19 protein-coding genes are annotated in these 22,508 nt (G+C 74.6%); 10 read left to right on the top strand and 9 right to left on the bottom strand.

Annotation, left to right across the window (positions count from 1 at the left end):
- Positions 1-43 precede the first annotated feature (43 nt).
- From KMS84_RS11315 to lnt, 4 genes are all read right to left on the bottom strand, one after another.
- Positions 44-1,975, bottom strand: a complete 1,932-nt coding sequence (locus tag KMS84_RS11315) for a helix-turn-helix domain-containing protein (RefSeq protein ID WP_256916009.1) — start codon at positions 1,973-1,975, stop codon at positions 44-46.
- A gap of 76 nt (positions 1,976-2,051) precedes the next feature.
- Positions 2,052-2,855, bottom strand: coding sequence for a 3-hydroxybutyrate dehydrogenase (locus KMS84_RS11310; RefSeq protein WP_256916008.1), 804 nt, complete (start codon positions 2,853-2,855; stop codon positions 2,052-2,054).
- A gap of 54 nt (positions 2,856-2,909) precedes the next feature.
- Complete coding sequence (locus KMS84_RS11305) at positions 2,910-3,389, bottom strand: NUDIX hydrolase (protein WP_256916007.1); 480 nt, start codon at positions 3,387-3,389, stop codon at positions 2,910-2,912.
- Between the two features lie 26 nt (positions 3,390-3,415).
- On the bottom strand, positions 3,416-5,026 hold the full coding sequence (gene lnt / locus KMS84_RS11300) for an apolipoprotein N-acyltransferase (RefSeq protein ID WP_256916006.1): 1,611 nt from the start codon (positions 5,024-5,026) through the stop codon (positions 3,416-3,418).
- A gap of 433 nt (positions 5,027-5,459) precedes the next feature.
- Here lnt and KMS84_RS11295 point away from each other — a divergent pair, with 433 nt between their 5' ends.
- Positions 5,460-6,506: an O-antigen ligase family protein gene (locus tag KMS84_RS11295; protein WP_256916013.1), complete on the top strand. Its 1,047-nt coding sequence runs from the start codon at positions 5,460-5,462 to the stop codon at positions 6,504-6,506.
- A gap of 24 nt (positions 6,507-6,530) precedes the next feature.
- Here the strand turns inward: KMS84_RS11295 and KMS84_RS11290 are convergent, their stop codons facing one another.
- Positions 6,531-7,106 carry a hypothetical protein gene (locus KMS84_RS11290; RefSeq protein WP_256916005.1) on the bottom strand — a complete coding sequence of 192 codons (576 nt, stop codon included), beginning with the start codon at positions 7,104-7,106 and terminating at the stop codon, positions 6,531-6,533.
- An 88-nt stretch (positions 7,107-7,194) separates the two neighbouring features.
- Positions 7,195-7,980, bottom strand: a complete 786-nt coding sequence (locus KMS84_RS11285) for a glutamate racemase (protein ID WP_256916004.1) — start codon at positions 7,978-7,980, stop codon at positions 7,195-7,197.
- Positions 7,981-8,049: 69 nt separating this feature from the next.
- On the opposite strand from KMS84_RS11285, the gene KMS84_RS11280 reads away from it, so the two are divergent.
- Positions 8,050-9,213 (top strand): glycosyltransferase, encoded by a 1,164-nt coding sequence (locus KMS84_RS11280; RefSeq protein ID WP_256916012.1) that lies wholly within the window; start codon positions 8,050-8,052, stop codon positions 9,211-9,213.
- A gap of 21 nt (positions 9,214-9,234) precedes the next feature.
- On the opposite strand, the gene KMS84_RS11275 is transcribed toward KMS84_RS11280, so the two are convergent.
- Positions 9,235-10,572, bottom strand: a complete 1,338-nt coding sequence (locus tag KMS84_RS11275) for a TerD family protein (protein WP_256916003.1) — start codon at positions 10,570-10,572, stop codon at positions 9,235-9,237.
- Positions 10,573-10,860: 288 nt separating this feature from the next.
- Between KMS84_RS11275 and KMS84_RS11270 the strand changes: the two genes are divergently transcribed.
- The 4 genes from KMS84_RS11270 to KMS84_RS11255 all read left to right on the top strand — a co-directional run bounded on the left by KMS84_RS11270 (position 10,861) and on the right by KMS84_RS11255 (position 15,510).
- Positions 10,861-11,298, top strand: a complete 438-nt coding sequence (locus KMS84_RS11270; RefSeq protein WP_256916002.1) for a DUF6643 family protein — start codon at positions 10,861-10,863, stop codon at positions 11,296-11,298.
- A gap of 43 nt (positions 11,299-11,341) precedes the next feature.
- Positions 11,342-12,166 (top strand): MOSC domain-containing protein, encoded by an 825-nt coding sequence (locus KMS84_RS11265; RefSeq protein ID WP_256916001.1) that lies wholly within the window; start codon positions 11,342-11,344, stop codon positions 12,164-12,166.
- Between the two features lie 180 nt (positions 12,167-12,346).
- Positions 12,347-12,952: an Rv1733c family protein gene (locus KMS84_RS11260; protein WP_256916000.1), complete on the top strand. Its 606-nt coding sequence runs from the start codon at positions 12,347-12,349 to the stop codon at positions 12,950-12,952.
- A 107-nt stretch (positions 12,953-13,059) separates the two neighbouring features.
- Positions 13,060-15,510 (top strand): right-handed parallel beta-helix repeat-containing protein, encoded by a 2,451-nt coding sequence (locus KMS84_RS11255; protein ID WP_256915999.1) that lies wholly within the window; start codon positions 13,060-13,062, stop codon positions 15,508-15,510.
- Between the two features lie 19 nt (positions 15,511-15,529).
- Here KMS84_RS11255 and KMS84_RS11250 read toward each other — a convergent pair whose 3' ends face one another.
- The gene (locus KMS84_RS11250) at positions 15,530-18,106 is read right to left on the bottom strand and encodes a hypothetical protein (RefSeq protein ID WP_256915998.1); all 2,577 of its coding nucleotides are present in this window, start codon (positions 18,104-18,106) and stop codon (positions 15,530-15,532) included.
- A 291-nt stretch (positions 18,107-18,397) separates the two neighbouring features.
- Here KMS84_RS11250 and KMS84_RS11245 point away from each other — a divergent pair, with 291 nt between their 5' ends.
- The gene (locus tag KMS84_RS11245; RefSeq protein ID WP_256915997.1) at positions 18,398-19,228 is read left to right on the top strand and encodes a DeoR/GlpR family DNA-binding transcription regulator; all 831 of its coding nucleotides are present in this window, start codon (positions 18,398-18,400) and stop codon (positions 19,226-19,228) included.
- 52 nt (positions 19,229-19,280) lie between these two features.
- Complete coding sequence (locus tag KMS84_RS11240) at positions 19,281-19,751, top strand: SRPBCC family protein (RefSeq protein WP_256916011.1); 471 nt, start codon at positions 19,281-19,283, stop codon at positions 19,749-19,751.
- Positions 19,752-19,816: 65 nt separating this feature from the next.
- Here KMS84_RS11240 and cds1 read toward each other — a convergent pair whose 3' ends face one another.
- Positions 19,817-20,941: an L-cysteine desulfhydrase Cds1 gene (gene cds1 / locus KMS84_RS11235; protein WP_256915996.1), complete on the bottom strand. Its 1,125-nt coding sequence runs from the start codon at positions 20,939-20,941 to the stop codon at positions 19,817-19,819.
- A gap of 345 nt (positions 20,942-21,286) precedes the next feature.
- On the opposite strand from cds1, the gene KMS84_RS11230 reads away from it, so the two are divergent.
- Both KMS84_RS11230 and KMS84_RS11225 read left to right on the top strand, forming a co-directional pair.
- A complete protein-coding gene (locus KMS84_RS11230; RefSeq protein ID WP_256915995.1) occupies positions 21,287-21,610 on the top strand; it encodes a hypothetical protein in 324 nt (107 codons plus the stop codon).
- A 212-nt stretch (positions 21,611-21,822) separates the two neighbouring features.
- Positions 21,823-22,359: an ATP-binding protein gene (locus tag KMS84_RS11225; protein ID WP_256915994.1), complete on the top strand. Its 537-nt coding sequence runs from the start codon at positions 21,823-21,825 to the stop codon at positions 22,357-22,359.
- The last annotated feature ends 149 nt before the right edge of the window (positions 22,360-22,508 follow it).

Raw genomic sequence — 22,508 nt, 5'->3', positions numbered from 1 at the left:
GCCGGGGGACTTCGTCGGCGTGGCCGGTCGCCGTGCCCGCTGTTCAGCGCCGGGGCAGGGCCGTCAACCGGTGCAGCCGCAGCGCCAGTTGTATCTCCAGCGCGCGGGACGGGCTCTGCCAGTCGTCGCCCAGGAGACGGCCGACGCGTTCCAGGCGCTGGGCCACCGTGTTGACATGGACGTGAAGCGCGTCCTTGGTGCGGGCGGGGCTCATGCCGGAGGCGAAGTACGCGTCGAGGGTGCGCAGCAGGTCGGTGCCCCGCCGTTCGTCGTAGGCGACGACCTTGCCTATCGTGCGGGCCACGAAGCCCGTCACGTCCCGCTCGCCGGCGAGCAGCAGTCCCAGGAATCCGAAGTCCTCGGCGGCCGCGCCGTCACCGCTGCGGCCCAGCAGGCTCAGCGCGTCCAGACATCGGCGGCTCTCCTCGTACCCGGCGACCATCGTGTCCGGCGACGCCGCGAGGTCGCGCACCGGGCCGGACGCGCCGACCGTGACCGTCTCGTGCACGGCGCCGCCCAGGTGCACGGCGGTGCGGCGGGCCAGTTCCGTCGCGCTGTCGCCGGGTTCCAGCGGCAGCAGCAGGACGGTGCCGCCGTCACGGGCCGCGGCGAGGCCGCGGCGGGTGGCCGCCAGATGGGAGGCCGCGGCCCACAGGCGACGGCGGGCGGCCGCCTCGTGGTCGGCGTCGGGTGCGACGCCGTCGAGACGGGCGGCGAGGACGACATGGGTCGCGTCGAGGTCGGCGCGCAGCCGGGCGGCGCGCTCGCGCAGCAGGCGCGGATCCCGGTCATGGGCGTCGAGCAGGTCGTCGAGGAGTTCGCCGCGCACGCGCTGTTCGGCCTCGGCCGCGGAGCGCCTGGCCAGCAGCAGGAGCGACGTCACCATCGCGGCGCGCTCCAGCGTCAGCTGGTCGACCGGATCGAGCCCCGGATGTCCGTGCAGCACCAGCGCCCCCAGCAGTTCCCCGCCGGCCGCCACGGCCGCCACCCAGTCGTCCCGGTGGCGTACGGCGTGCCCCTCCGCGCGGGACGCCTCCAGGGCGTCGGCCGGTGCGGTGTCGGTGAACTCCACGACCTTGTCGAGCACGTGGGACACCGCGGCGGCCACGTCGTGGACGCCGCCGCCGCGCAGGACCAGCTCGGCCAGCCGGTCGTGGACGTCGGAGGCGCGCTCGATGACGGCGCTGCGGTCCTTGATGATCTCGTTGGCGCGCTCCAGTCCGGCGAGGGCCGAGCGGGTCTCGGTGAGGAGGTTGGCGGTGTCGATGGCGGCTGCCGCCAGCGCCGCGAAGGAACCCAGCAGGGCGATCTGCTCCCGCTCGAAGACCCGGGCGCGCCGGTCGGCGGCGAACAGCACGCCGATGACGTTCGGCCCCAGGGTGAGCGGCACACCGAGGATCGCCACCAGGCCCTCGTCGCGCACGCCCGCGTCGATGGCCGCCGTGTGCCGGAAGCGGTCGTCGCGGAAGTAGTCGTCGGTGACGTAGGGACGGGCCGTCTGGGCGACCAGGCCGCCGAGCCCCTCCCCCATCCCGAGGCGCAGCTGCTGGAAACGGGCCGCGACGGAGCCTTCGGTGACCCGCATGTAGGTGTCGCCCCGGGCCGGGTCGTGGAGGCTGAGGTAGGCGACGTCCGTGCCGAGCAGGGAGCGGGCCCGTTGGACGATCGCCTGGAGGACGGCGTCCACGTCCCGTGGGCCCGCGAGGTCGTGCGCCGTCTCGAAGAGCGCCGACAGCTCGGCCTCACGGCGGCGCCGGCCCTCCAGCTCCGCGCGGACCCGCAGCGCGAGCAGCCGGGCGTGTTCGAGCGCCGCGATCCGCTCCTCGGGCCCGCCCTCGGCGCGGGCGAGCAGCACGGGGCGGTCGTAGGCCTCGGCGGCCGCCCCGCGGGCGAGCAGTTCGAGGAACGGCGCGTCGGCGTCGTGAGCGGGGCTGCCGGGAGCCGTGGTGGCGCCGTGCGAGTGATCGCGGGACATGTGCACAGGATTCCTCATCGTCCGCCCGCGCCGTCAGCCCTGTGGAAAACTCCGCGGGCACCGGGCAGCGGCCCGTTCAGTGCGCGGTCCAGCCGCCGTCCAGGACGAGCGAGGCGCCCGTGACGAAGGAGGCCCGAGGGCCGCACAGGTAGGCCACGGCCTCGGCGACCTCCTCCGGTTCGATGAGGCGCTTGACGGCGCTGTCGCGCAGCAGGACGTCGGCCAGCACGCGTTCCTCGGGGATGCCGTGGGTCCGCGCCTGGTCGGCGAGCTGCCGCTCGACGAGCGGGGTGCGCACGTAGGCGGGGTTGACGCAGTTGGAGGTCACGCCGTGGGGCGCGCCTTCCAGGGCGGCCGTCTTGGACAGTCCCTCGAGTCCGTGCTTGGCCGCCACATAGGCCGACTTGTAGGCGGAGGCCCGCAGTCCGTGCACGGACGACACGTTGACGATGCGGCCCCAGCCCTGTCCGTACATGTGGGGCAGGGCGCCGCGGATGAGCCGGAAGGGCGCCTCCAGCATCACGGTGAGGACCGTGTGGAAGACGTCCGGCGGGAAGTCCTCCAGGGGAGCCACCCGTTGCAGTCCGGCGTTGTTGACCAGGACGTCGGTCCCTGCGGCGGCCTGCTCGGCGGCCTCCAGGTCGGTGAGGTCGAGGACGTGCGGCTCGACCGAGCCGGGCAGTCCGACGGCGCTCTCGACGAGCCTCTCCAGGCCGGGTCCGTCCCGGTCGACGGCCCGCACCTCGGCTCCGGCCGCCGCGAGCCGCAGCGCGCAGGCGCGCCCGATGCCGCCGGCGGCGCCGGTGACGAGTGCGGTGCGGCCTCCGAGGTCGGGCGAGGGGGCGGCGGGGCCGCAGGCGGCGACCTGGGGAGAAGTCATGCTCCGACCCTAGGCAGAGCGCTTCTCCCGCCCCATGTGGTCACCGCCCATAGTTCACTGGGAGGCGGTGGTCTCGAACCACGTGGGTTCGTCGGAGATCGCCTGCTTGATGCGGAAGAGCTGCCGTTCGTTCATGGGCGGCAGCGCGTCGAGCGCGAACCAGCCGACGGCGACGGACTCGTCGTCGTTGACGCGTGCCTCCCCGCCGACGGCTCGGCAGCGCAGGGTGACGTCCATGAACTGGCACCGGTCGCCGTTCGGGTACTCCACCGGGCTCCCGGCGCGCACCAGGACGACGCGCTCGGGAACGCAGTGCACGCCCGTCTCCTCGTAGACCTCCCGGACCGCGCAGTCGGCGGGCTGCTCGCCGGGGTCCGGGATGCCGTTGATCACGGTCCACTGGCGGTTGTCCGCGCGCTGGCCCAGCAGCACCCGCCCCTCGTCGTCGAAGACGACGGCGCTCACGCCGGGCAGCCAGAGCAGGTGGTGTCCGGCGGAGGTCCGGATCTCGGTGATGAAGTCGGGAGTCGGCATGGACCGACCCTAACCGGGCGGAGCGATCAGCTCGCCGGGTTCCGCCGGGCCCGCGACCCGGAGGCGACCGCCCATCCCAGACCGCCCGCGGCGACGAGCACCAGGAGCATCTCGGGCAGGATCCCGAGCTTGGTGGCCGGCGTCCGCGTGGAACGCAGCGGCACCTTCTGCACCAGGGAATCCGCGACGAACATGCCGGTCTTCTGCGTGATCCTGCCGTCCGGCATGATGATCGCGCTGACGCCGCTCGTGACGGGCACCGTGACGGTCCGGCTGTGCTCGACCGCGCGGACCCGGGACATGGCGAGCTGCTGGTAGGTCATCTCGCTGCGGTCGAAGGTGGCGTTGTTGCTGGGCACGGAGATCAGCTGGGCGCCGTCGGTGACCTCGGAGCGCACGGCCCAGTCGAACGCGGCCTCGTAGCACGTGACCAGGCCGACCTTGGCGTGGTCCATGGCGAAGACGCCCGGCTTCGTGCCCCGGCTGAAGTCCTGGCGGACCATCGACGTCCAGTCGCTGTTGATCGCTCCGATGACGGAGCGCAGCGGGAGGTACTCGCCGAACGGCTGGACCTGGCGCTTGTCGTAGGTCTGGGTGGGTCCCTTGACCGGGTCCCACAGGACCTGCTCGTTGTAGAGCCTGCCCTCGCGTTCGACGACGGCGCCGACCGACACGGGCACGCCGATCGCCTTGGCCGCGCGGTCGATGACGACGGCGGCGTCGGCGTTGGCGAAGGGGTCGATGTCGGAGGAGTTCTCCGGCCACAGCACGAAGTCGGGCCGGGGCTTCTTGCCGGCCGCGACCTGGGCGGCCAGTCGTTCGGTCTCCCGCGCGTGGTAGTCGAGGACGGCCCTGCGCTGGGCGTTGAACTCCAGGCCGAGCCGGGGGACGTTGCCCTGGATGACGGCGACCGTCGCGGTGCCGTCCTCGGCCTTGTCGCTGACCAGCGCGCGGGAGGCCACGGCCGCCACGACCGGGACCGTCACACTGAGCAGGGCGATCGCGGCCGCCGACCGTCGCAGCTCGCCCGAGCGGCGCCGGTCCAGGACGAGACGCACGATCTCGTAGAAGCCGAACCCGCACAGGACGACCGCGAAGCCGAGCACGGGGGTGCCGCCGAGCGCGGCGAGGGGCAGGAAGACGCCGTCCGCCTGTCCGAAGGCGATCTTGCCCCAGGGGAAGCCGCCGAACGGCGCACGCGCGCGTGCCGCCTCGCCCGCGGTCCACAGGGCCGCCGCCCACAGCGGCCAGGCCGGGAGCTTGGAGACGGCGGCGATGCCCACGCCGACCAGCGCGACGAAGACCGCCTCGATGGCCACGAGGGCCAGCCAGGGGCCGGGGCCGACCTCCACGCCGGTCCACACCAGCAGCGGAAGCAGGAAGCCGAGACCGAAGAGGTAGCCGAGGCCGAAGGCCGCCTTCCAGGCACGTCCGCGCAGGACCCAGCCGAGGCCGGCGAAGGCGGGCAGCGCGAGCCACCACAGGGTGCGTGGCGGGAAGCTGACGTAGAGCAGCACTCCGGAGAGCGCCGCTGCGGCGGCCGGGACGAGACGCAGGAGTCGCGCGCCGCGCGTGGGACGCGCGGTCGGGGGCTCCAGCTGGTCCGGCTGGCCCACGGAAGTTGCGGTGACGGTCACTCCGGGAGTGTACGGCGAGTGACCTTTTGGCCGACAGCGCAGTCTGAGGGGCGGACCGCCGCGCCCGAAGCCCGTGGGCCACCGGACCCGGCCCCGCCCGGTCCCCTCCTCCCGTGCTCTCGCGCCACGGCGTTCGGATGGAGGGGGCCCGGGTCGATCCCGGTCCGCCCCGGGCGCGCTGCGTCCGGCCGCCGGGCGCGCGCGGGGCGCGGAGGGGAGTCGTACAACCCGGCGCAAGTCATCCACAAACCGCCCATCAGCGGTTACGGTGTGCCAGAGCTCCGGTCGCGCGTGAGCGGCCGGGGTCCGTCACGGTTCAGGTCCGTGACGCGTTCAGGCTCACGGTCGGGGGGCGACCGGGTTCGGGGGCGTGGTGGGTTCCACGGGGACGGCGTCTGCCGGCACGGCCGCGGACGGGGAAAGACGAAACGTTCTGGACGCGGTGGGCACAGGGGTTCTGGCGGGCTGCGCCGTCTGGGCCCTGGTCACCGCCGCCGTGCACGACGGACGTCCGGAAGGTGTGCTGCTCGCGGTGCTGGCGCTCGCCGCCGGGTACGCCGCGGGGCGGATCCTCGGCGCGCTGCTGCCGGTCGCCGCGCCGTGCGCCGGATCCCTGGCCGGACTGGCGCTGGCCATGGCGCTGCCCCGGCTCGGCCCGGGGCCGGAGGCCGTCGCGCCGTCGGGCCATGCCGGCGCCACCGCCGCGGTGCTGGCGCTGTCGGCGGGCGCCGCGTGCTGCGCGGCCTGGACGACTCCCGTGGCCTCGCTGCGGCTCGCACTGTGGGTGCTGGCCGGGAGCGCCGTGGTCGCGGGCGCGCTGCTGGGCTCGACGGCGGCCGTGGTGACGTGTTGCGCCGTGCTGCTGTGCTCGCTGGTCGCGGGCCGGGTGGCGCGCCGGGGGCCGGCGCTCGCGGGGCTGGCGGTCGTGGCCGCCCTGGCGACGGGCCTGATCTGGGCGGTGGCGGGGAACGCGCTGCCGGGCGGCCTCGCCGACGCCGTCCGGGACCGGCTGACGCCGGAGCGCGTCGGGCTGTGGCGGGACGCTCTGGGGATGGCCCGCCGCGCGAGCGGCTTCGGCGTGGGCCCGGGGCGTTTCGGGGAGCTGAGCGAGACGGCCGCGCGGTCGACGCCGTCCGACGGCAGGCCCCACTCGGCGCCGTTGCAGCTCGCGGCGGAACAGGGGGTCGTCGGCGTGGCTCTGCTCGCGGCGGTGTTCTGCTGGGTGTTGTTCGCCCTGTGGCGTGCGCCGCGTCCCACGCCGGTGGTCCTCAGCGCGGGGGCCGCGCTCACCGCGCTCGCCGTCCTCGCCGCGGCCGGGAACGCGCTCGGCTTCACCACCGTGACGGTGGGCGCGGGGCTGCTGGCGGGCCTGGCCACGGCCCGGCCGCTCGCCGAGGCGCCGCCGTCCGTGCCCGCTCGGGCGACCGGGGCGCCGTCGCGGGGCGAGTGCGATCTGCGCGGCGGCCGCCCGGCGTCCTGAGGGGACGGGCCGCGGGCGCTCCGCTCAGTGCGCGGCGTCCGCGGCCCCGGTGCGCAGCCGGCCCCTGATGACGCGGACGGCCGACTCGGCGTCGTCCACGGTGATGGTGAAGGTGTGTCCGTCCCAGAGCCGCAGCACCACGCCCTCGCCCCGGCGCACGACGACGGCGGTCCCCTTCTCCGGCCGCCATCGGTAGCCCCAGCCGCCCCAGTGGCGCGGGGTGACGAGGGGTTCGAAGTCGGCCCCCGCGACATGCGCCAGCGGGATACGCCGGCGCGGCAGCCCGATGTGGCCGCAGCGCACTTCGAGGCACTCCCCGTCCAGCTTGAGGTCGACGTGGACGAAGGCGAGGGTGCCGAAGAGGACCAGCAGACCGGCGGCGATGCAGCCGACGACGGACATGACGAGGGGGGCGATGCCGGACGTCCACGCCGAGTCGATGGCGAGCTCGACGCCGAGTCCCAGACAGGCGGCTCCGCCGAGGGCGAGCAGCCACTGGATGCGGTTGGTGGCGCGGCCGGTCCAGACGTCGGGGTGGGGCCCGTCGCCCTGCGGGACGTCCGGAAGCGGGATGCTCTCGTCGTGGGGGTGGTCCCTCATATCCATGAGGTTACTCAGGTTTCGCTGCGCCGGTAGGTCGTGGCGCAGAGTGACTGCTCCGCCCGGGCGGACCGCCGCGACGGGCCGGTCAGCGGACCGGGGCGGCGGCCTGGAGCAGGCGGCCCTCGGCGTAGGCCAGGGCGGGCGCGGGGAGGCCGCCCGGACGGCCGCTGAGGATGACGGTGACGGCGCCGAGCGCGGCCGCCTCGGGCTCGGGGCGGGCGCCGATCCGGCGCAGCGCCTGCGCGGCCACGGCGTCGGCGGAGCCGAGCAGGGCGGGCGCGGGGCGTCCGGGGCTGCCGACGGCGGCCCGGATGCGGTCGGCGACCAGTTCGTAATGGGTGCAGCCCAGGACGACGGTCGTCACCTCGTCGGGGGTGAGGGCGGCGGCCGCGGCGACCGCGGCGTCGATCGCTGCCTCGTCGGCGTGCTCCACCGCCTCGGCCAGCCCCCAGCAGGGCACCTCGGCGACGGCGACACCGCCGGCGAAGTCCTCGATCAGGCCGCGCTGGTAGGGGCTGCCCGTGGTGGCGGGGGTGGCCCAGATGGCGACGGGGCCGCCGCCGGCCGCGGCGGGCTTGATCGCCGGAACGGTGCCGATCACCGGGACGGCGGGTTCGAGCAGGGCCCGCAGGGCCGGCAGGGCGTGCACGGTCGCCGTGTTGCAGCCGACGATCAGGGCGTCGGGCCGGTGGGCCGCGGCGGCCTCGGCGACCGCGACGGCCCGCTCGGTGAGGTCCTGCGGGGTGCGCGGTCCCCAGGGCATGCCGTCGGGGTCGAGGGAGAGGACGAGATCGGCGTCGGGCCGCAGGCGGCGTACCGCGGCGGTGGCCGCCAGCAGGCCGATTCCGGAGTCCATGAGCGCGATCTTCACCCGGCCACCATAGACGATGTGCCCGTGCCGCCCGGCCGGGTGGGGCAGACTGCGCGCGTGAGCGCCATCATGTGGATCGCCGCCGTGTCCCTGGCCGCCTGGCTGTGGCTGTCGCTCTGTCAGGGCTTCTTCTGGCGCACGGACGTCAGACTTCCCGCGCGCACCGCGCCGGGGCGGTGGCCCTCCGTCTGCGTCGTCGTGCCCGCGCGCGACGAGGCCGCCGTCCTTCCCGCGAGCCTGCCCACGCTGCTCGCGCAGGACTATCCGGGGCGCGCGGAGGTCTTCCTCGTCGACGACGGCAGCGGCGACGGAACCGGGGACCTGGCACGGGCCCTCGCCCGGCGGCACGGCGGGCTCCCGCTGACCGTGGACTCGCCCGGGGAGCCGCCCGCGGGCTGGACCGGGAAGCTGTGGGCGGTGCGTCACGGGATCGCGCTGGCACGCGCGCGTGAGCCCGAGTACCTCCTCCTGACGGACGCCGACATCGCGCACGCGCCCGACAGCCTGCGCGAGCTGGTGGCGGCGGCGCACACCGGGGGGTTCGACGTGGTCTCCCAGATGGCGCGGCTGCGGGTGGAGAGCGTGTGGGAGCGGCTGGTGGTGCCGGCCTTCGTCTACTTCTTCGCACAGCTCTACCCCTTCCGCCGGATCGGCCGGCCCGGCTCGCGCACGGCGGCCGCGGCGGGCGGCTGCGTCCTGCTGCGCGCCGACGCGGCCGAGCGGGCGCGCGTCCCGGACTCGATCCGGCACGCCGTGATCGACGACGTGGCGCTCGCCCGGGCCGTGAAGGCGGGGGGCGGTCGCCTCTGGCTGGGGCTGGCCGACCGCGTGGACAGCGTGCGCCCCTACCCACGGCTGCACGACCTGTGGCGGATGGTCTCGCGCAGCGCCTACGCGCAGCTGCGCCACCAGCCGCTCCTGCTGGCCGGCACCGTCCTCGGCCTCGCCCTGGTGTACCTGGCTCCGCCGCTCACCCTGCTGTGCGGGCTCGCCGCCGGGAGCACGCCGACCGCGGTGTGCGGCGGCCTGGCCTGGCTGGTCATGGCGGGGACGTTCCTGCCGATGCTCCACTACTACCGGCAGCCGGCGTGGCTCGCTCCCCTGCTGCCGTTCACCGCGTTCCTCTATCTGCTGATGACGGTGGACTCGGCCGTCCAGCACTACCGGGGGCGCGGTGCGGCCTGGAAGGGCCGCACCTACGCCCGTCCGGACGCCGTCGCCGACGAGGGCTGACCCCCGCGGCCGGGCGGCCGGCTACTTGCGGCCCGGCGTCCAGTTCATGCCCCATCCGTAGGCGTGGTCGACGGTGCGCTGGGGACTCACGCCGCGCTCCGGGACGAGGTAGCGGGCCTCGCGCTGGACGACGAGGTCGCCGCCGTGGTTGGTGATGAGCGCGAGGGCGCAGACGGTGGAGGGGACCGTGCACTCGTCCAGCGAGAAGTCGACCGGCGCGCCGTGCTGGGGCTGGAGCGTGACCGTGGCGTGCAGGTCGGCGAAGGAGCGGGCGCCCTCGTAGATGGTGACGAACACCAGGATGCGCCGGAAGTCGTCGCGGCGGTCGAGGTTGACGGTGAGATTCTCGCCGCTCGACACCGCGCCCGTGCGGTCGTCGCCGTCGAGGTGGATGTAGGGCGGCTGGTGCAGTGAGCCGAAGGCGTTGCCGAGGGCCTGGACGACGCCCTTGCGGCCGTCGGCGAGTTCGAACAGGGCGCACAGGTCGAGGTCGAGGTCGTTGTGCAGGGCGACGGCGCGGCCGCGCTTGCTGCCCCACCCGGAGAACTGCTTGCGCACCTCCCAGTTCAGGTTGACGCGCAGGGCGCCCGAAGTGCCGCCCTGCTTGGTCAGCGACACGGAGGGGGCGGCCTTGGTGAGCGTCACCTTGGACAGCCGTACCGGCGCGGCGGGCGGGGCCGGCGGCGGAGGCGGGGCCTGGTGCTGCGGCGGCGGGACCGTGGCGGGGAAGGCGGGCAGGGTCGGCGCCTGGTGCGGCGGCGCCACGGGGGGCGCCGGGGTCTGCGGCACGGGCGGCGCGGGTGCGGCGGGCGCGGTATGCGCGGCGGTGCGCTGCGGCTCGTCGACGGTGATGCCGAAGTCGGTGGCCAGCCCCTCGAGGCCGCTGTCGTAGCCCTGTCCGACGGCCCGGAACTTCCAGGCGCCCTGGCGGCGGTAGAACTCGCCGAGGACGAAGGCGGTCTCCACCGTGGCGCCGGTGCTGTCGAAGCGTGCCACGACGGTGCCCTGCGCGGTGTCGCGCACCTCGATGTAGAGCCCGGGAACCTGGCCGAACGTGCCGCCGTCCGCGGAGGCCGCCACGACGACCGTCTCGACGGCCGGCTCCACGCGCGCGAGGTCGACCGACAGGCTGTCGGTCGTCGCGCCGCCGGCGACGCTCTTGCCCTCGTGACGGACCGCCCCGGAGGAATGGGCGGGCTGGTTGTAGAAGACGAAGTCGGAGTCGGAACGGACCTTTCCGCCCACGAGCACCAGCGCCGAGGCATCGACGTCCGGCACGCCCGGCCCCTGACGCCACCCCAGCTCGACCCGCAGTGCCGTGGTCGGCACCGGAGCATTGGAGCCCTTCGGCATGGACATGTACGCCCCCATCGTCGGTCCGCGCACCGGACGGCGCCGGCACTCCTCGGGTTGTCTACCCGTCAACCTATTGCTCGCGACGACGCACGCCCATCCGGAGCACGGGAACGACCCCGGCCGACCGTGGGTAACCCGCCCGGATCTCGGCTTTTACACGATCTCCCGAGCGTTTGCCGTCCTTTTTTCCCACGTTCGCTCGCATTGGGGATCCAAGGCCACCGCCGACACGGAAATCAACCCTCTTATCGGTCTCCCCAACCAGCACATCGTGGGCTTAACTTATGTGCCATGACCTCCCCCCGCTCCACCTATGGCGGCGGCTACTACTCCGCCTCCTTCCCGGACACCCCGATCTACGACTCGCTCGTCGCCGAGCGGGGCACCCCGCAGATCGCCCCGATCCGGGTTCCCGCCGCGTACGACATGGGCGCGAGCCATCTGCCCGCGCTCCCCTCGGCACTGCCGGCGCTCCCGGCGGGCCCCTCCCAGGCCTCCTACGCCTACGGCTACCCGCAGGCGCAGCAGCCCGCGCCGTTGCAGCAGGCCCCGGCGGCGTACATCCCGCCGCAGGCCGGCCCGCCGCGCGGCTATCCGGGTCCGCAGGCGCAGCAGCAGATGCGCCCCGCCGCCCCGGCCGGCTACGAGGCGATGCGTCCCGCGGCGCCCCGGCCGCCCGCGCCCCAGTACCAGGACCCGTACAACAACCAGCAGTACCGCGGTTACTGACAACCGCTCCGGGGCCCCTGCCGCGACCTGGCAGGATGACCTCATGGGGAATGCGGAGCTGCTGTCGATACACGTCCATCCGGTCAAGGCGTTGCGGGGCCAGGCGCCCCGCGAGGCCGTCGTGGAGCCCTGGGGGCTGGCCGGTGACCGACGATGGGCGCTGATCGACGACGGGGGAAAGGTCGTCACGCAACGCCAGCAGCCGCATCTCGCCCTGGCCGCCGCCGAGCTCGTGCCCGGCGGCGGCGTTCGTCTGTCCGCGCCCGGTCTGGAACCCCTGACCGTGCCGGTGCCGGAGCCCGTCGGCACGGTGTCCATGGAACTCTTCGGCGACAAGGTGGAGGCGGTCCTCGCCGGCGCCGACGCGCACCGCTGGTGCAGCGCCCACGTCGGCGCCGAGGTCCGGCTGGTGCACATGGACGACCCGGCGGTCCGCAGGCCGGTCGATCCCGCGTACGCCCTGCCCGGTGAGACCGTCTCCTTCGCCGACGGCTATCCGCTGCTGGCCGTCTCGACGGCCTCCCTCGACGCCCTCAACTCCCTGATCGAGCAGGGCGACCACGCGGGCGAGGGACCGCTGCCGATGAACCGTTTCCGGCCCAACCTCGTCGTGGCGGGCACCGAGCCCTGGGCCGAGGACGACTGGTCGCGCCTGCTGGTGGGCGAGGTCGAGTTCCGGGTGGCCAAGCCCTCGGGCCGGTGCGTGGTGACCACCACCGACCAGGACACCGCGGGTCGCGGCAGGGAGCCCCTGTCCACCCTGGGCCGGCACCGGCGCCTCGGCGGCAAGCTGGTGTTCGGCCAGAACCTGGTCCCCCTCTCCGCGGGCACGGTCAGGGTCGGCGATCCGGTGCGCGTCCTCGCGTAGTCCCGGCCGGGCCCGACGACCGCACGTTCCGCGGGAACCCCCGCCCGCCCGTGAAGCGTTGGGGTGGAATGAGAAGGGCGTGAGAGGTCCCGGGCCCTGGTGATGCGGCTTGCTCTTCACCGGGTTCGCGCGTGAACGGCTCCGCGGGGAGTCACCACGGAGCGGGAGGGGGTGCGGACGATGGGAGCGATCGGCGGAATCTGGCGCTGGCGGCACAATCCGCTGCGCAGGGGTACGGACCTGGCCGAGGCCTGGGTGGCGCTGTCCGCCCTGCTGCTGGTCTGTCTCGTCGCGCCCGTGGTGGGCTCCCTCGCCGGCGGGGCGGCGCAGGACGCCCTGCAACGGTCGGTCCGTGAGCAGCACGCGTCCCGCCACGAGGTGACGGCCACCGTGGTGCGCACGGCGCGCGCCGCGTCGCTGGAGGCGGACCCCGAGGCGGCCACCGGCCGCGAGGCGCGCACCCGGGTCCTCGCGGGCTGGACGGCGCCGGACGGCACCGCGCGGCACGGCACCGTCCTGTCGGGCCTCGAGACCCCGCACCGCGGGGACCGCTTCGGGATATGGACGGACGCGCACGGCCGTCTGGTGGCCCGCCCGCTGGACGCGGCGACCGCGACCACGCACGCCGTGCTGGCCGGTCTCGGCGCGGCCCTGCTCACGGCCGGGGCCGTCGAGGGCGGACGGCGGGTGATCATGTGGCGCATGGTCCGGCGCCGGTACGCCGGCTGGGACCGGGCCTGGGACCGGGCGGGCCCGGACTGGGGCCGCACCGGCGCCGGTAGTTGACGGCCTTCCGTCTCTGGTCAACCCACCACCCGCGCGCACGCTACGGTGGTCCGGCCGAACCATTCGGCATCAACCCGCGTACCACGAGGTGGGGGCACAGCAACGCCATGGCACAGGGCACGGTCCAGGTGACGCACACCGGCACATCGCGGTGGCGGCGCCGCACGGGTGAGTACGCATCGCTCGCCGCCGCCCTGGAGGCCGCGGCCGAGGGCGACGTCCTCACCATCGCTCCCGGCACCTACCGGGAGAACCTCGTCGTGCAGCGGTCGGTGACCCTGCGCGGCCCCGAGGGCTCCCCCGGCTCCGTGCGGCTGGCTCCCGCGGACGGCGTGCCGCTGACCGTGCGCGCCTCGGCGGTGGTCCAGGACCTGCACGTGGAGGGCCAGGACGCGGCGGCGCCGGCGGTGCTCGTCGAGGAGGGCGCCCCGGAACTGCTCGACCTGCGGATCGTCACCCGCTCCTCGGCGGGCGTCGAGGTGCGCGGCGGCGCCCGGCCCACGGTCCGGCGCTGCACGGTCGACAACCCGGCCGGCATCGGCATCGCCGTGGTCGACGGCGGCGGCGGTGTGTTCGAGGAGTGCGAGGTCGTGGCCGCCGGTCAGGCCGGCGTCGCCGTGCGCGGGGGCGCCCATCCCCGGCTGGAGCGCTGCCGGGTGCACCACGCCTCGGGCGCGGGCCTGAGCGCGACCGGCGACAACTCCGCGCTGGAGGCGGTGGGCTGCGAGGTCTACGAGATCAGGGGAAGCGGCGTCCAGGTCACCGCCCGGGCCACCGCGCACCTCACCGACTGCGACGTGCACCGCACGACCGCCGACGGCGTCACCCTCGACACGGACGCCGTGCTCACCCTGGCCGACTGCCGGATCCACGACATCCCGGAGAACGCCGTCGACCTGCGCTCGCGCTCGGTCCTCACGCTGACCCGCACGACGGTGCGTCAGTTCGGCCGCAACGGGCTGTCGGTGTGGGATCCGGGCACGCGCGTGGACGCCAACCAGTGCGAGATCTTCGACAGCACCGGCGACTACCCGGCCGTCTGGGTCAGCGACGGCGCCACGGCCGTGCTGGACTCCTGCCGGGTGCACGACGTGCCGGACGCCCTGTTCGTCCTCGACCGCGGCTCGCGCGCGGACGTCGTCGACAGCGACCTCTTCCAGGTGCGCAACACGGCGGTGTCGGTGAGCGACGGGGCGACGGCCCAGCTCGACGACTGCCGGATCCGGGACGCGGCGACCGGCGCGTGGTTCCGCGACCACGGCAGCGGTGGCACCCTCGCCAACTGCACGGTAGACGCCACGCAGACCGGCGTGATCGTCACCAAGGGCGCCGACCCCACCGTGGAGCGCTGCACGGTCGACTCCCCCGCCGAGGCCGGTTTCTACGTGTCGGCCGGGGGCCGGGGCAGCTTTCTGAACTGCCGGGTGACCAACAGCGGGGGCTACGGCTTCCACGTGATAGACGGCAGCCGCACGACGCTGCGCAAGTGCCGTACGGAGCGCTGCGCGCGCGGCGGCTACGAGTTCGCGGACGCCGGGGCGGACGCCGCGTCCGGTTCCGGCCCCGTGGTCGAGGACTGCACCAGCGACGAGAGCGCGGGCGTGCGCACGCCCGGCCTCGCGGCGGCGCCGGAGCCGGCCGTGCAGACGACCGCCCAGTCGCCGGGGCTGCTCGGCGCCATCCCCGAGCAGCGCGTCACGGCGCCGGAGCCGCCGCGACAGCCCGAGGGCGAGCCGGGCGCACCGGTGCGGAGCTCCCAGGACGTGCTCGGCGAACTGGACACGCTGGTCGGCCTGGAGAGCGTCAAACGCGAGGTGCGCGCCCTCATCGACATGATCGAGGTGGGCCGGCGCCGTCAGCAGGCCGGGCTCAAGGCCGCGTCCGTCAAGCGGCATCTGGTCTTCACGGGCTCCCCCGGCACCGGCAAGACGACGGTCGCGCGGCTGTACGGCGAGATCCTCGCCGCCCTCGACGTCCTGGAGAAGGGCCACCTGGTCGAGGTCTCCCGCGTCGACCTGGTCGGCGAGCACATCGGCTCCACCGCGATCCGGACCCAGGAGGCCTTCCAACGGGCCCACGGCGGGGTGCTGTTCATCGACGAGGCGTACGCGCTCTCGCCCGAGGACGCGGGCCGGGACTTCGGCAAGGAGGCCATCGACACCCTCGTGAAGCTGATGGAGGACCACCGGGACTCCGTCGTCGTGATCGTGGCGGGCTACACGGCGGAGATGGAACGCTTCCTGTCGGTCAACCCCGGCGTGGCCTCCCGCTTCTCACGGACCATCACCTTCGGCGACTACGGCCCCGACGAACTACTGCGGATCGTGGAGCAGCAGGCCGAGGAGCACGAGTACCGGCTCGGTCCGGGCACCCCGGACGCCCTGCTGAAGTACTTCACGGAGCTCCCCAAGGGTCCCGCCTTCGGCAACGGGCGCACCGCGCGCCAGACCTTCGAGGCGATGGTGGAGCGGCACGCGAGCCGGGTCGCGCAGGTGGCGGAGCCGACCAAGGACGACCTGACGCTGCTGTACGCGGAGGATCTGCCGCAGCTGCCCTGACCGGCGCGCGCCGCCGCGCTCACACGCGCTGCACGGGAACCTGGGACCTCAACCGCCCGAGCAGCAGTTCGCGTTCCTCCGCGAACGCGGGGTCCGCCTGGTAGTCGGAGTGGCCGAGGACCGGTGCGGGCAACGGGTGGGCCGCGTCCCGGCCGTACGCCAGCGGGTCCGCCAGGGGCGGGCGGTCGACCTGCGGGCCGCAGTGTTCGCCCGACAGCCGGACCGGTCCGCCGATGGGGTCGGTGAGCCGGTACAGGTTGCGCCAGCAGGCGATGTCCTCGTGCAGCGCGGCGAGCGCGGCCGGGCCGAAGTGGGCCGGGAACCAGCGGCCGTAGAGGCGCTCGATCGGGGAGCCGTAGGTGAGCAGGGCGACCCGCCGGCGGTCGCAGGGTTCGAGCTGCCAGGCCGCGGCGGCCGCCAGGACGCTGCCCTGGGAGTGGCCGGAGATGACGAGGCGGCCGCCGGTGGCACGCGTCCAGGTGGCCATCCGCCAGGTCAGGTCGGGCACGGCGCGCTCGGCGTAGCAGGGCGGCGCGAAGGGGTGCGCGGCGCGCGGCCAGAAGGTGCCGACGTCCCAGAGGATGCCGATGGTGCGTCGCGCCGAGGGGTCCTTGTACGCGCGGCGCCCCCAGGTGACGAAGAGGACGCAGCCGAGTCCGATGAGCCAGGAGCCCAGCGCCTGGGCGGTCTGCGCCGCGCCGTGCACGAAGGGCTGCGCGGACTCGGCGGCCCGGGCCGGCGTCCTGCCGGTGCCCAGGGCGCCGACGACGGCTCCCGTGCCGAGCAGCAGCGTCGCGGTGGAGACGACGGCGACGACGAGCGGGCCGCGGTCGGTGAGGGTGGCCATCGCGCGGGTCCGGGCGATGCGGCGGGTGCGGGCGGGGTCGCCGCGCTGCACGCCGTACTCCTGGAGCACCTCGGTCTCCTGCGCGCGGGTGAGCAGCCAGGCCTGCCGGCCGAGCAGGGCGCACACCGCCAGCGCGACGACCAGCAGGACGGGGATCACGGACGCCTGCCAGGTCAGCACCACCGGGGGTCCGGCGAGGCCGGTGCCGGTGCCGTCCAGCCAGTCCGACACGCGCTGGGCGACGCCGCCGGACATCACGCCGCCCAGCGCGCAGGCCAGCATGGCGACGGCGGGGCCGCCGAGCCCGTGCAGCGCGCAGCGCTCCAGCCAGGCCACAGCGTCCGCCTCCGGTCCCGCCGCGTTGCGCCCCGGACCGTCGCCGGACGGCTCCGGGGCGGCGGGGTGCGGGCCGCCGGGCGGGCCGTCCGCGGCGGCGCCGGTCCCGCGCGGAGCCGGGGCCTCCCGCAGGACCACGGCGAGCGGGCCGGGGTCGCGCGACACGGACACCCCGCGCAGCCCGGCCCCCGTCCCCTCGGGGACGTCCGCATCGCAAGCGGGGGCCGCGGGGGCGGTCGCCGGACCGCCGCGGGCCGCGCTCGCGCGTTCCCGGGGGCAGCGGTGCAGGAGGCGGGCGACGACCGCCAGGGCGACGACCAGCGCGCCCTGGGCGAGGGCGAGCGCACCGAAGGCCGCGTCACCCGGCAGCCGGCCCGCGGAATGCCAGCCGGGGCGCTCCCAGCCGGCGTACGCGAGGGTGAGGACGAGCAGGACGAGGGCGGCCGCCGGCAGCCGGTGCACCAGGTGGGCGTCGAGGCGGCGGTCGAGCCGGTGCTCGCTGCGCCCCCGGCGGCACACCACCCACAGCGTGGCCACGGCGCCCGCGGCCAGGGAGGCCTCCAGCAGTCGGCCCAGCACGTCGAGGAGGGCCGGACCGCCGGCCGCGCGGTCCCGGCGCACGGCGGCGGCGCCGACCGCGGCGGCCACCGTCAGCAGGCCGGCCGCGGTGTGCGCCGCGCGCAGCCGGGCCACCAGACGGCGTCCGTACCAGAAGCCGGGCCGGCTGAGCGCGGTGTGTCCGGGGCCGTTCTCCGGTTCGGGCGCGCGGTCGAGGGGTTCCTGGGACTCGTAGGCCCGCCAGGTGCGGTGGGACAGGTACCACAGGAGGCCGACGAGCGCGGTCGGGACCAGCGCGGCGAGGGCCAGCCGGCGGCCCGGCGCGCTCCACCAGCCGTCGTGCGAGGCCGTCGGCGACAGGAAGCCGAGCCAGGAGTGGCGGCGCGCGCACGCGGACGTGCCCGCGCACTGCCACGCGGTCAGGTCCAGGGCGACCTCGCAGGCCGCGGCGACGAGCAGCACCGTCAGGCTCAGCGCCGCCAGCCGCACCAGCAGACCGTACAGACGCACCGCGCGGACGCGCTCGCGTGCGGCCGGGCGCATCCAGTGGGCGAGGTTGACGACCATGAAGGGCAGCAGGAGCAGCCACAGGGCGCGGGTGCCGTTGCCGGAGGTGAGGTTGGACCAGACGTAGGCCTCGGGGACGGGCGCGTCGCGGTGACGGTCGTCGGCGGGGCCGGTCCCGGCGGCGCCGTCGTCGGCGCCCACGTCGTCGGCCCGCCGGTAGACGGCCGCCGTGTCGTCGCCGGTGATCCGCACGGTGCGCGGATCGTTCAGCATCTTCTCGGGCGTGGCGCCGCCGACGCCGTGGACCAGGAGTTCCAGGGCGGCTCCGCCCGTACCGGCACGTTTCACTGTTGGCACTTCCCCCGTGACACGCCGTCGACATGTGTCCGTGCGGGCATAAGGATCGCCGCTGGGGACGCGTGATACACCTCCTGTCACCGAATCTCCCCGTACCGTGCGACGCGCGGGCCGCGGCGAAGGGCGACACTGTGGGTGACATGACCACGACGGGGTGGTGGCACGGCTGTGAACGGGCCGTGCGAGGATGGGACGCCCGCACACCGACGTCGGCCGTCACGCCCTCGTCGAAGCAGGTGAGCGGGCCTGTCGGACGGCTTGAGGGAAAGGACCGGAGCGTACGTGAGTGAGAATCAGAACCTCCTCGCGGAGCAGCGCCGCGCCCTCATCCTGGACGAGGTTCGTCGTCGTGGTGGTGTCCGGGTCAACGAGCTGACCCGCAAGCTCGGCGTGTCGGACATGACGGTCCGCCGCGACCTGGACGCGCTGGCGCGCCAGGGCGTGCTGGAGAAGGTGCACGGCGGCGCGGTGCCGGTGATGGAGGCGAGCACGCACGAGCCGGGCTTCGAGGCGAAGTCGGGCCTGGAGCTGACCGCCAAGGAGGACATCGCCAAGGCCGCGGCGCAGCTCGTCACCCCGGGCAGCGCGATCGCGCTGTCGGGCGGCACGACGACCTACGCGCTGGCGCACCACCTGGTGGACCTGCCGGACCTCACGGTGGTCACCAACTCGGTGCGGGTGGCGGACGTCTTCCACGTGGCGCAGCGCACCTCCGGCCCGCGGCAGGGCGCGGCCACGGTCGTGCTGACCGGCGGGGTGCGCACGCCGTCGGACTCGCTGGTGGGTCCGGTGGCGGACCAGGCCATCGCGGCGCTCCACTTCGACGTGCTGTTCCTCGGCGTGCACGGCATATCGGCGGAGGCCGGTCTGTCGACGCCGAACCTCGCGGAGGCCGAGACCAACCGTCGTCTGGTGCAGTCGGCGCGACGGGTCGTGGTGGTCGCGGACCACACCAAGTGGGGTGTGGTGGGGCTGAGTTCGTTCGCCGCGCTGGAGCAGGTGGACACCCTGGTGACGGACGCGGGGCTGCCCGGAGCGGCTCGCGCGGAGATCTCCGACCATCTGCGACGGCTGGTGGTCGCGGGCGAGCCCGACGAGGATGCAGACATCTGACGGACCCGCCGCTAGGGTGACCCACCCGTCGACCGAGGGGGTACGTCTCGCCATGGCCCGTCGCCTGCGCCCGGAAGGGCTCGACTTCGCCGGTACCGCTCCCGTGCGCGTGGTCTTCGCCCACGACGTCCGCGCTCCCGCGGAGCGGGTCTACCACGCCCTCGCGGACGACGTCCCCGGCTGGTCCGCATGGTTCACGGCCGTGGCCTGCGCGCGGGCGCTGGACGGCGGCGCGGGGCGCGACGTGCGGCTGCGGGGCGGGGCCCGGTTCCGGGAGACGGTCCTCGCCGCGAAGCCGTCGGAGCTCTACGCCTATCGCGTGGACGTCACCAACGTGCCGGGGATGCGGGCGCTCGTCGAGGAGTGGCGGCTCGCGCCCGCGGGCTCCGGCACGCGCGTGCGGTGGACCTTCGCGACGGACGGGACGGCCGTCTTCCGGGGTGGAGCGCGGCTGGCCCGGCCGGGCCTGGGGAGGTCGTTCCGGTCGGCCGTCGCGGCCCTGGACCGTCGCCTGGCCGGCTGAGGAGCGGCCCCGGAGCACCCTACGGGCGGGCCGGGCGTCACCGGCCGGGCGTCACCCGTCGGGTGTCACCGCGGCCAGACGCCGGTGGCCAGCAGCGACTCGATCGCGGCGGTGTAGGGGGCGATGTCCAGACCCTGTTCGGCGAGCCAGGCGTCGGAGTAGTACTTGTCGAGGTAGCGGTCGCCCGGGTCGCACAGCAAAGTGACCACGCTGCCCTGACGGCCGTCCGCCACCATCTCGGCGACGATCTTGAGCGCGCTCCACAGTCCGGTGCCCGTGGAGCCGCCCGCCTTGCGGCCGATGGCCTGTTCCAGCGCGCGCACGGCGGCGACGCTGGCCGCGTCGGGGACCTTCATCATCCGGTCGACGGCCCCGGGCACGAAGCTGGGTTCCATGCGGGGCCGGCCGATGCCCTCGATGCGCGAGCCGCAGTCGCAGGTGACGTCCGGATCGCCGGTGGTCCAGCCCTCGAAGAAGCACGAGTTCTCCGGGTCGGCGACACAGACGCGGGTGTCGCGCTGCGTGTAGTGGATGTAGCGCGCGAGCGTCGCGGAGGTGCCGCCGGTGCCGGCCGTGGCGACGATCCACGCGGGTTCGGGAAAGCGCTCCCACTCCAGTTGGCGGAAGATGGATTCGGCGATGTTGTTGTTTCCGCGCCAGTCCGTGGCCCGTTCGGCGTACGTGAACTGGTCCATGTAGTGGCCGCCGCCGTCCGCCGCGAGACGGGCCGACTCCTCGTACAGGGTGCGCGAGTCGTCGACGAAGTGGCACCGTCCGCCGTGGAACTCGATCAGGCGGATCTTCTCGGCACTCGTCGTACGCGGCATGACGGCGATGAAGGGCACGCCGATCAGCTTGGCGAAGTACGCCTCCGACACGGCCGTCGAGCCGCTGGACGCCTCGATCACCGGGCGGTCCGGCCGGATCCAGCCGTTGCACAGACCGTAGAGGAAGAGGGAGCGGGCGAGCCGGTGCTTGAGGCTGCCGGTGGGGTGGGTCGACTCGTCCTTGAGATACAGGTCGATGCCCCACCGCTCGGGCAGCGGGAAGCGCAGCAGGTGCGTGTCGGCCGAGCGGTTGGCGTCCGCCTGGACCTTGCGGACGGCCTCTTTCAGCCAGTGGCGGTAGGCGCTGTCACTGCGGTCGACGTCGAGGGTGGCGCCGGTCCTGGTGGGCGGGGAGGTGGTCACGGCGGGGCTCCTTCAGGCTTCGCGCCGACGGTGGTCCGCGCCGCCGACGTACCGATCATAAACACCTTGCGCACGCTTCTCACCTGCATAAACACTCCTTTGGCGTCCCCAAAGCCCGCCCTGGGGAGCGGGTGGGGGCGGATGGGGGGCGCATTCGTGCGAGTGCTCCGGGAGGGCACGCCGGGGGCGTTGCGCACACTGGTGCTCGACGCCGGGCGCGGGCAGACTGCACCGGGCGGGGCGACGGTCCCGGGCGGGGCGGGCGCCCCGGCCCGCAGCCGGACCCCGGTCGGGGGCGCACACCGGATCAGGGGAGAGAGATCGATCGCGAGGGGGCGGGAAGGCATGGCGGAGCCGGAGTTCACGGCTACGGGCGTGCGGATCGGCAAGCGGCTGCGTTCGCTCACCCGGGCCGGCCAGGTCCGGATCAACGACGGCAGGCTGGAGCTGCTGACCAGCTACGGCAGCGAGATCGACAGTGCGCCCGTGCAGGCGGTCCGCGCCTCCAGGCCGTGGTTCGCCGCGGAGGACCGGGCGCTGGCCGACCTCAACGGCAAGCGGTACCTGCTGACCCTCGGCGAGCACGATCCGGCGCCGGGCGAGCCGGGACCGCCGGCGGCGCGCCGTTTCATCGAGGCCGTGCGCAGGGCGGCGGGCCGCGGCGGCTGAGTGCGCGTCCGGAGGATGACCCGGTGGCCGGATCACCGCGAGTTGCGGTGCGGCATCCGCTGCGTCACCCTGGTCTCACGTCACTCTGGGTTTACCGGCGATAACGCTGCGAACCAGCCCGCCGGCCATGACAGCAGGCGGCCGCCTTGCGCAGACGCCCTGCTCGATCCGAACTCCGTGTTCTTCCGGACCTCAGTCGGGGAGTCGCAGCCGTGATCACCAACCCAAGCAGGCACTGCATGGTGGAGCTTCAGGCCCTGCCGTCGCGGATCGGCCAGGTCCGCAGAATCGTATCCGCGCAACTGCGCTACTGGCACATGGACCCGCTGATAGACCGCGCCGCGCTCGGTGTGACGGAGCTGCTGACCAACGTCCACCTGCACGCGAAGCCCGACAAGACGTGCGTGGTGGAGCTGGAGCTGCTGCTCGACCGGCTCACCGTCTCCGTACGGGACCACGATCCGCGACTGCCCGTCCTTGGGTCCGTCGACCACGAGGCCCTCTCCACCTGCGGGCGCGGGCTCGCGATGGTGGCCGCGGTGAGCGAGAGCTGGGGCGCCCGGCCCGACGGCGAGTCCGGCAAGGTCGTGTGGTTCACCCTGCCGGCGCCCACCGCCGCGCGCGAGGTGTCGGCGCGGCCGACCCGGCGCGCCCCCAGGGAGCAGGCCGCGCCCCTGTTCGCGGAGGTCGCCCCCGTCGACGACCTGCTGCCCGCACACGCCCCCGCCCGGCCGGCCGTCGTCGGCTGACCGGGCGGTGACCGCCGTCCGGCCCACCCGTCCGTCCGGTGCTCCCCGGGCCGTCACGCCGTCCGTGACACGGGCCCACCGGACAAGCCCGACGGCCCGCGGCCGGAGCGCCTAGGGCGTGTTTCGAAAGTAGCGTCGTCCGCCCGGAG

It is taken from the genome of Streptomyces hilarionis (assembly GCF_024539675.1).
GTDB lineage: Bacteria > Actinomycetota > Actinomycetes > Streptomycetales > Streptomycetaceae > Streptomyces > Streptomyces hilarionis.
This window is presented reverse-complemented; position numbering and strand designations above follow the sequence as displayed.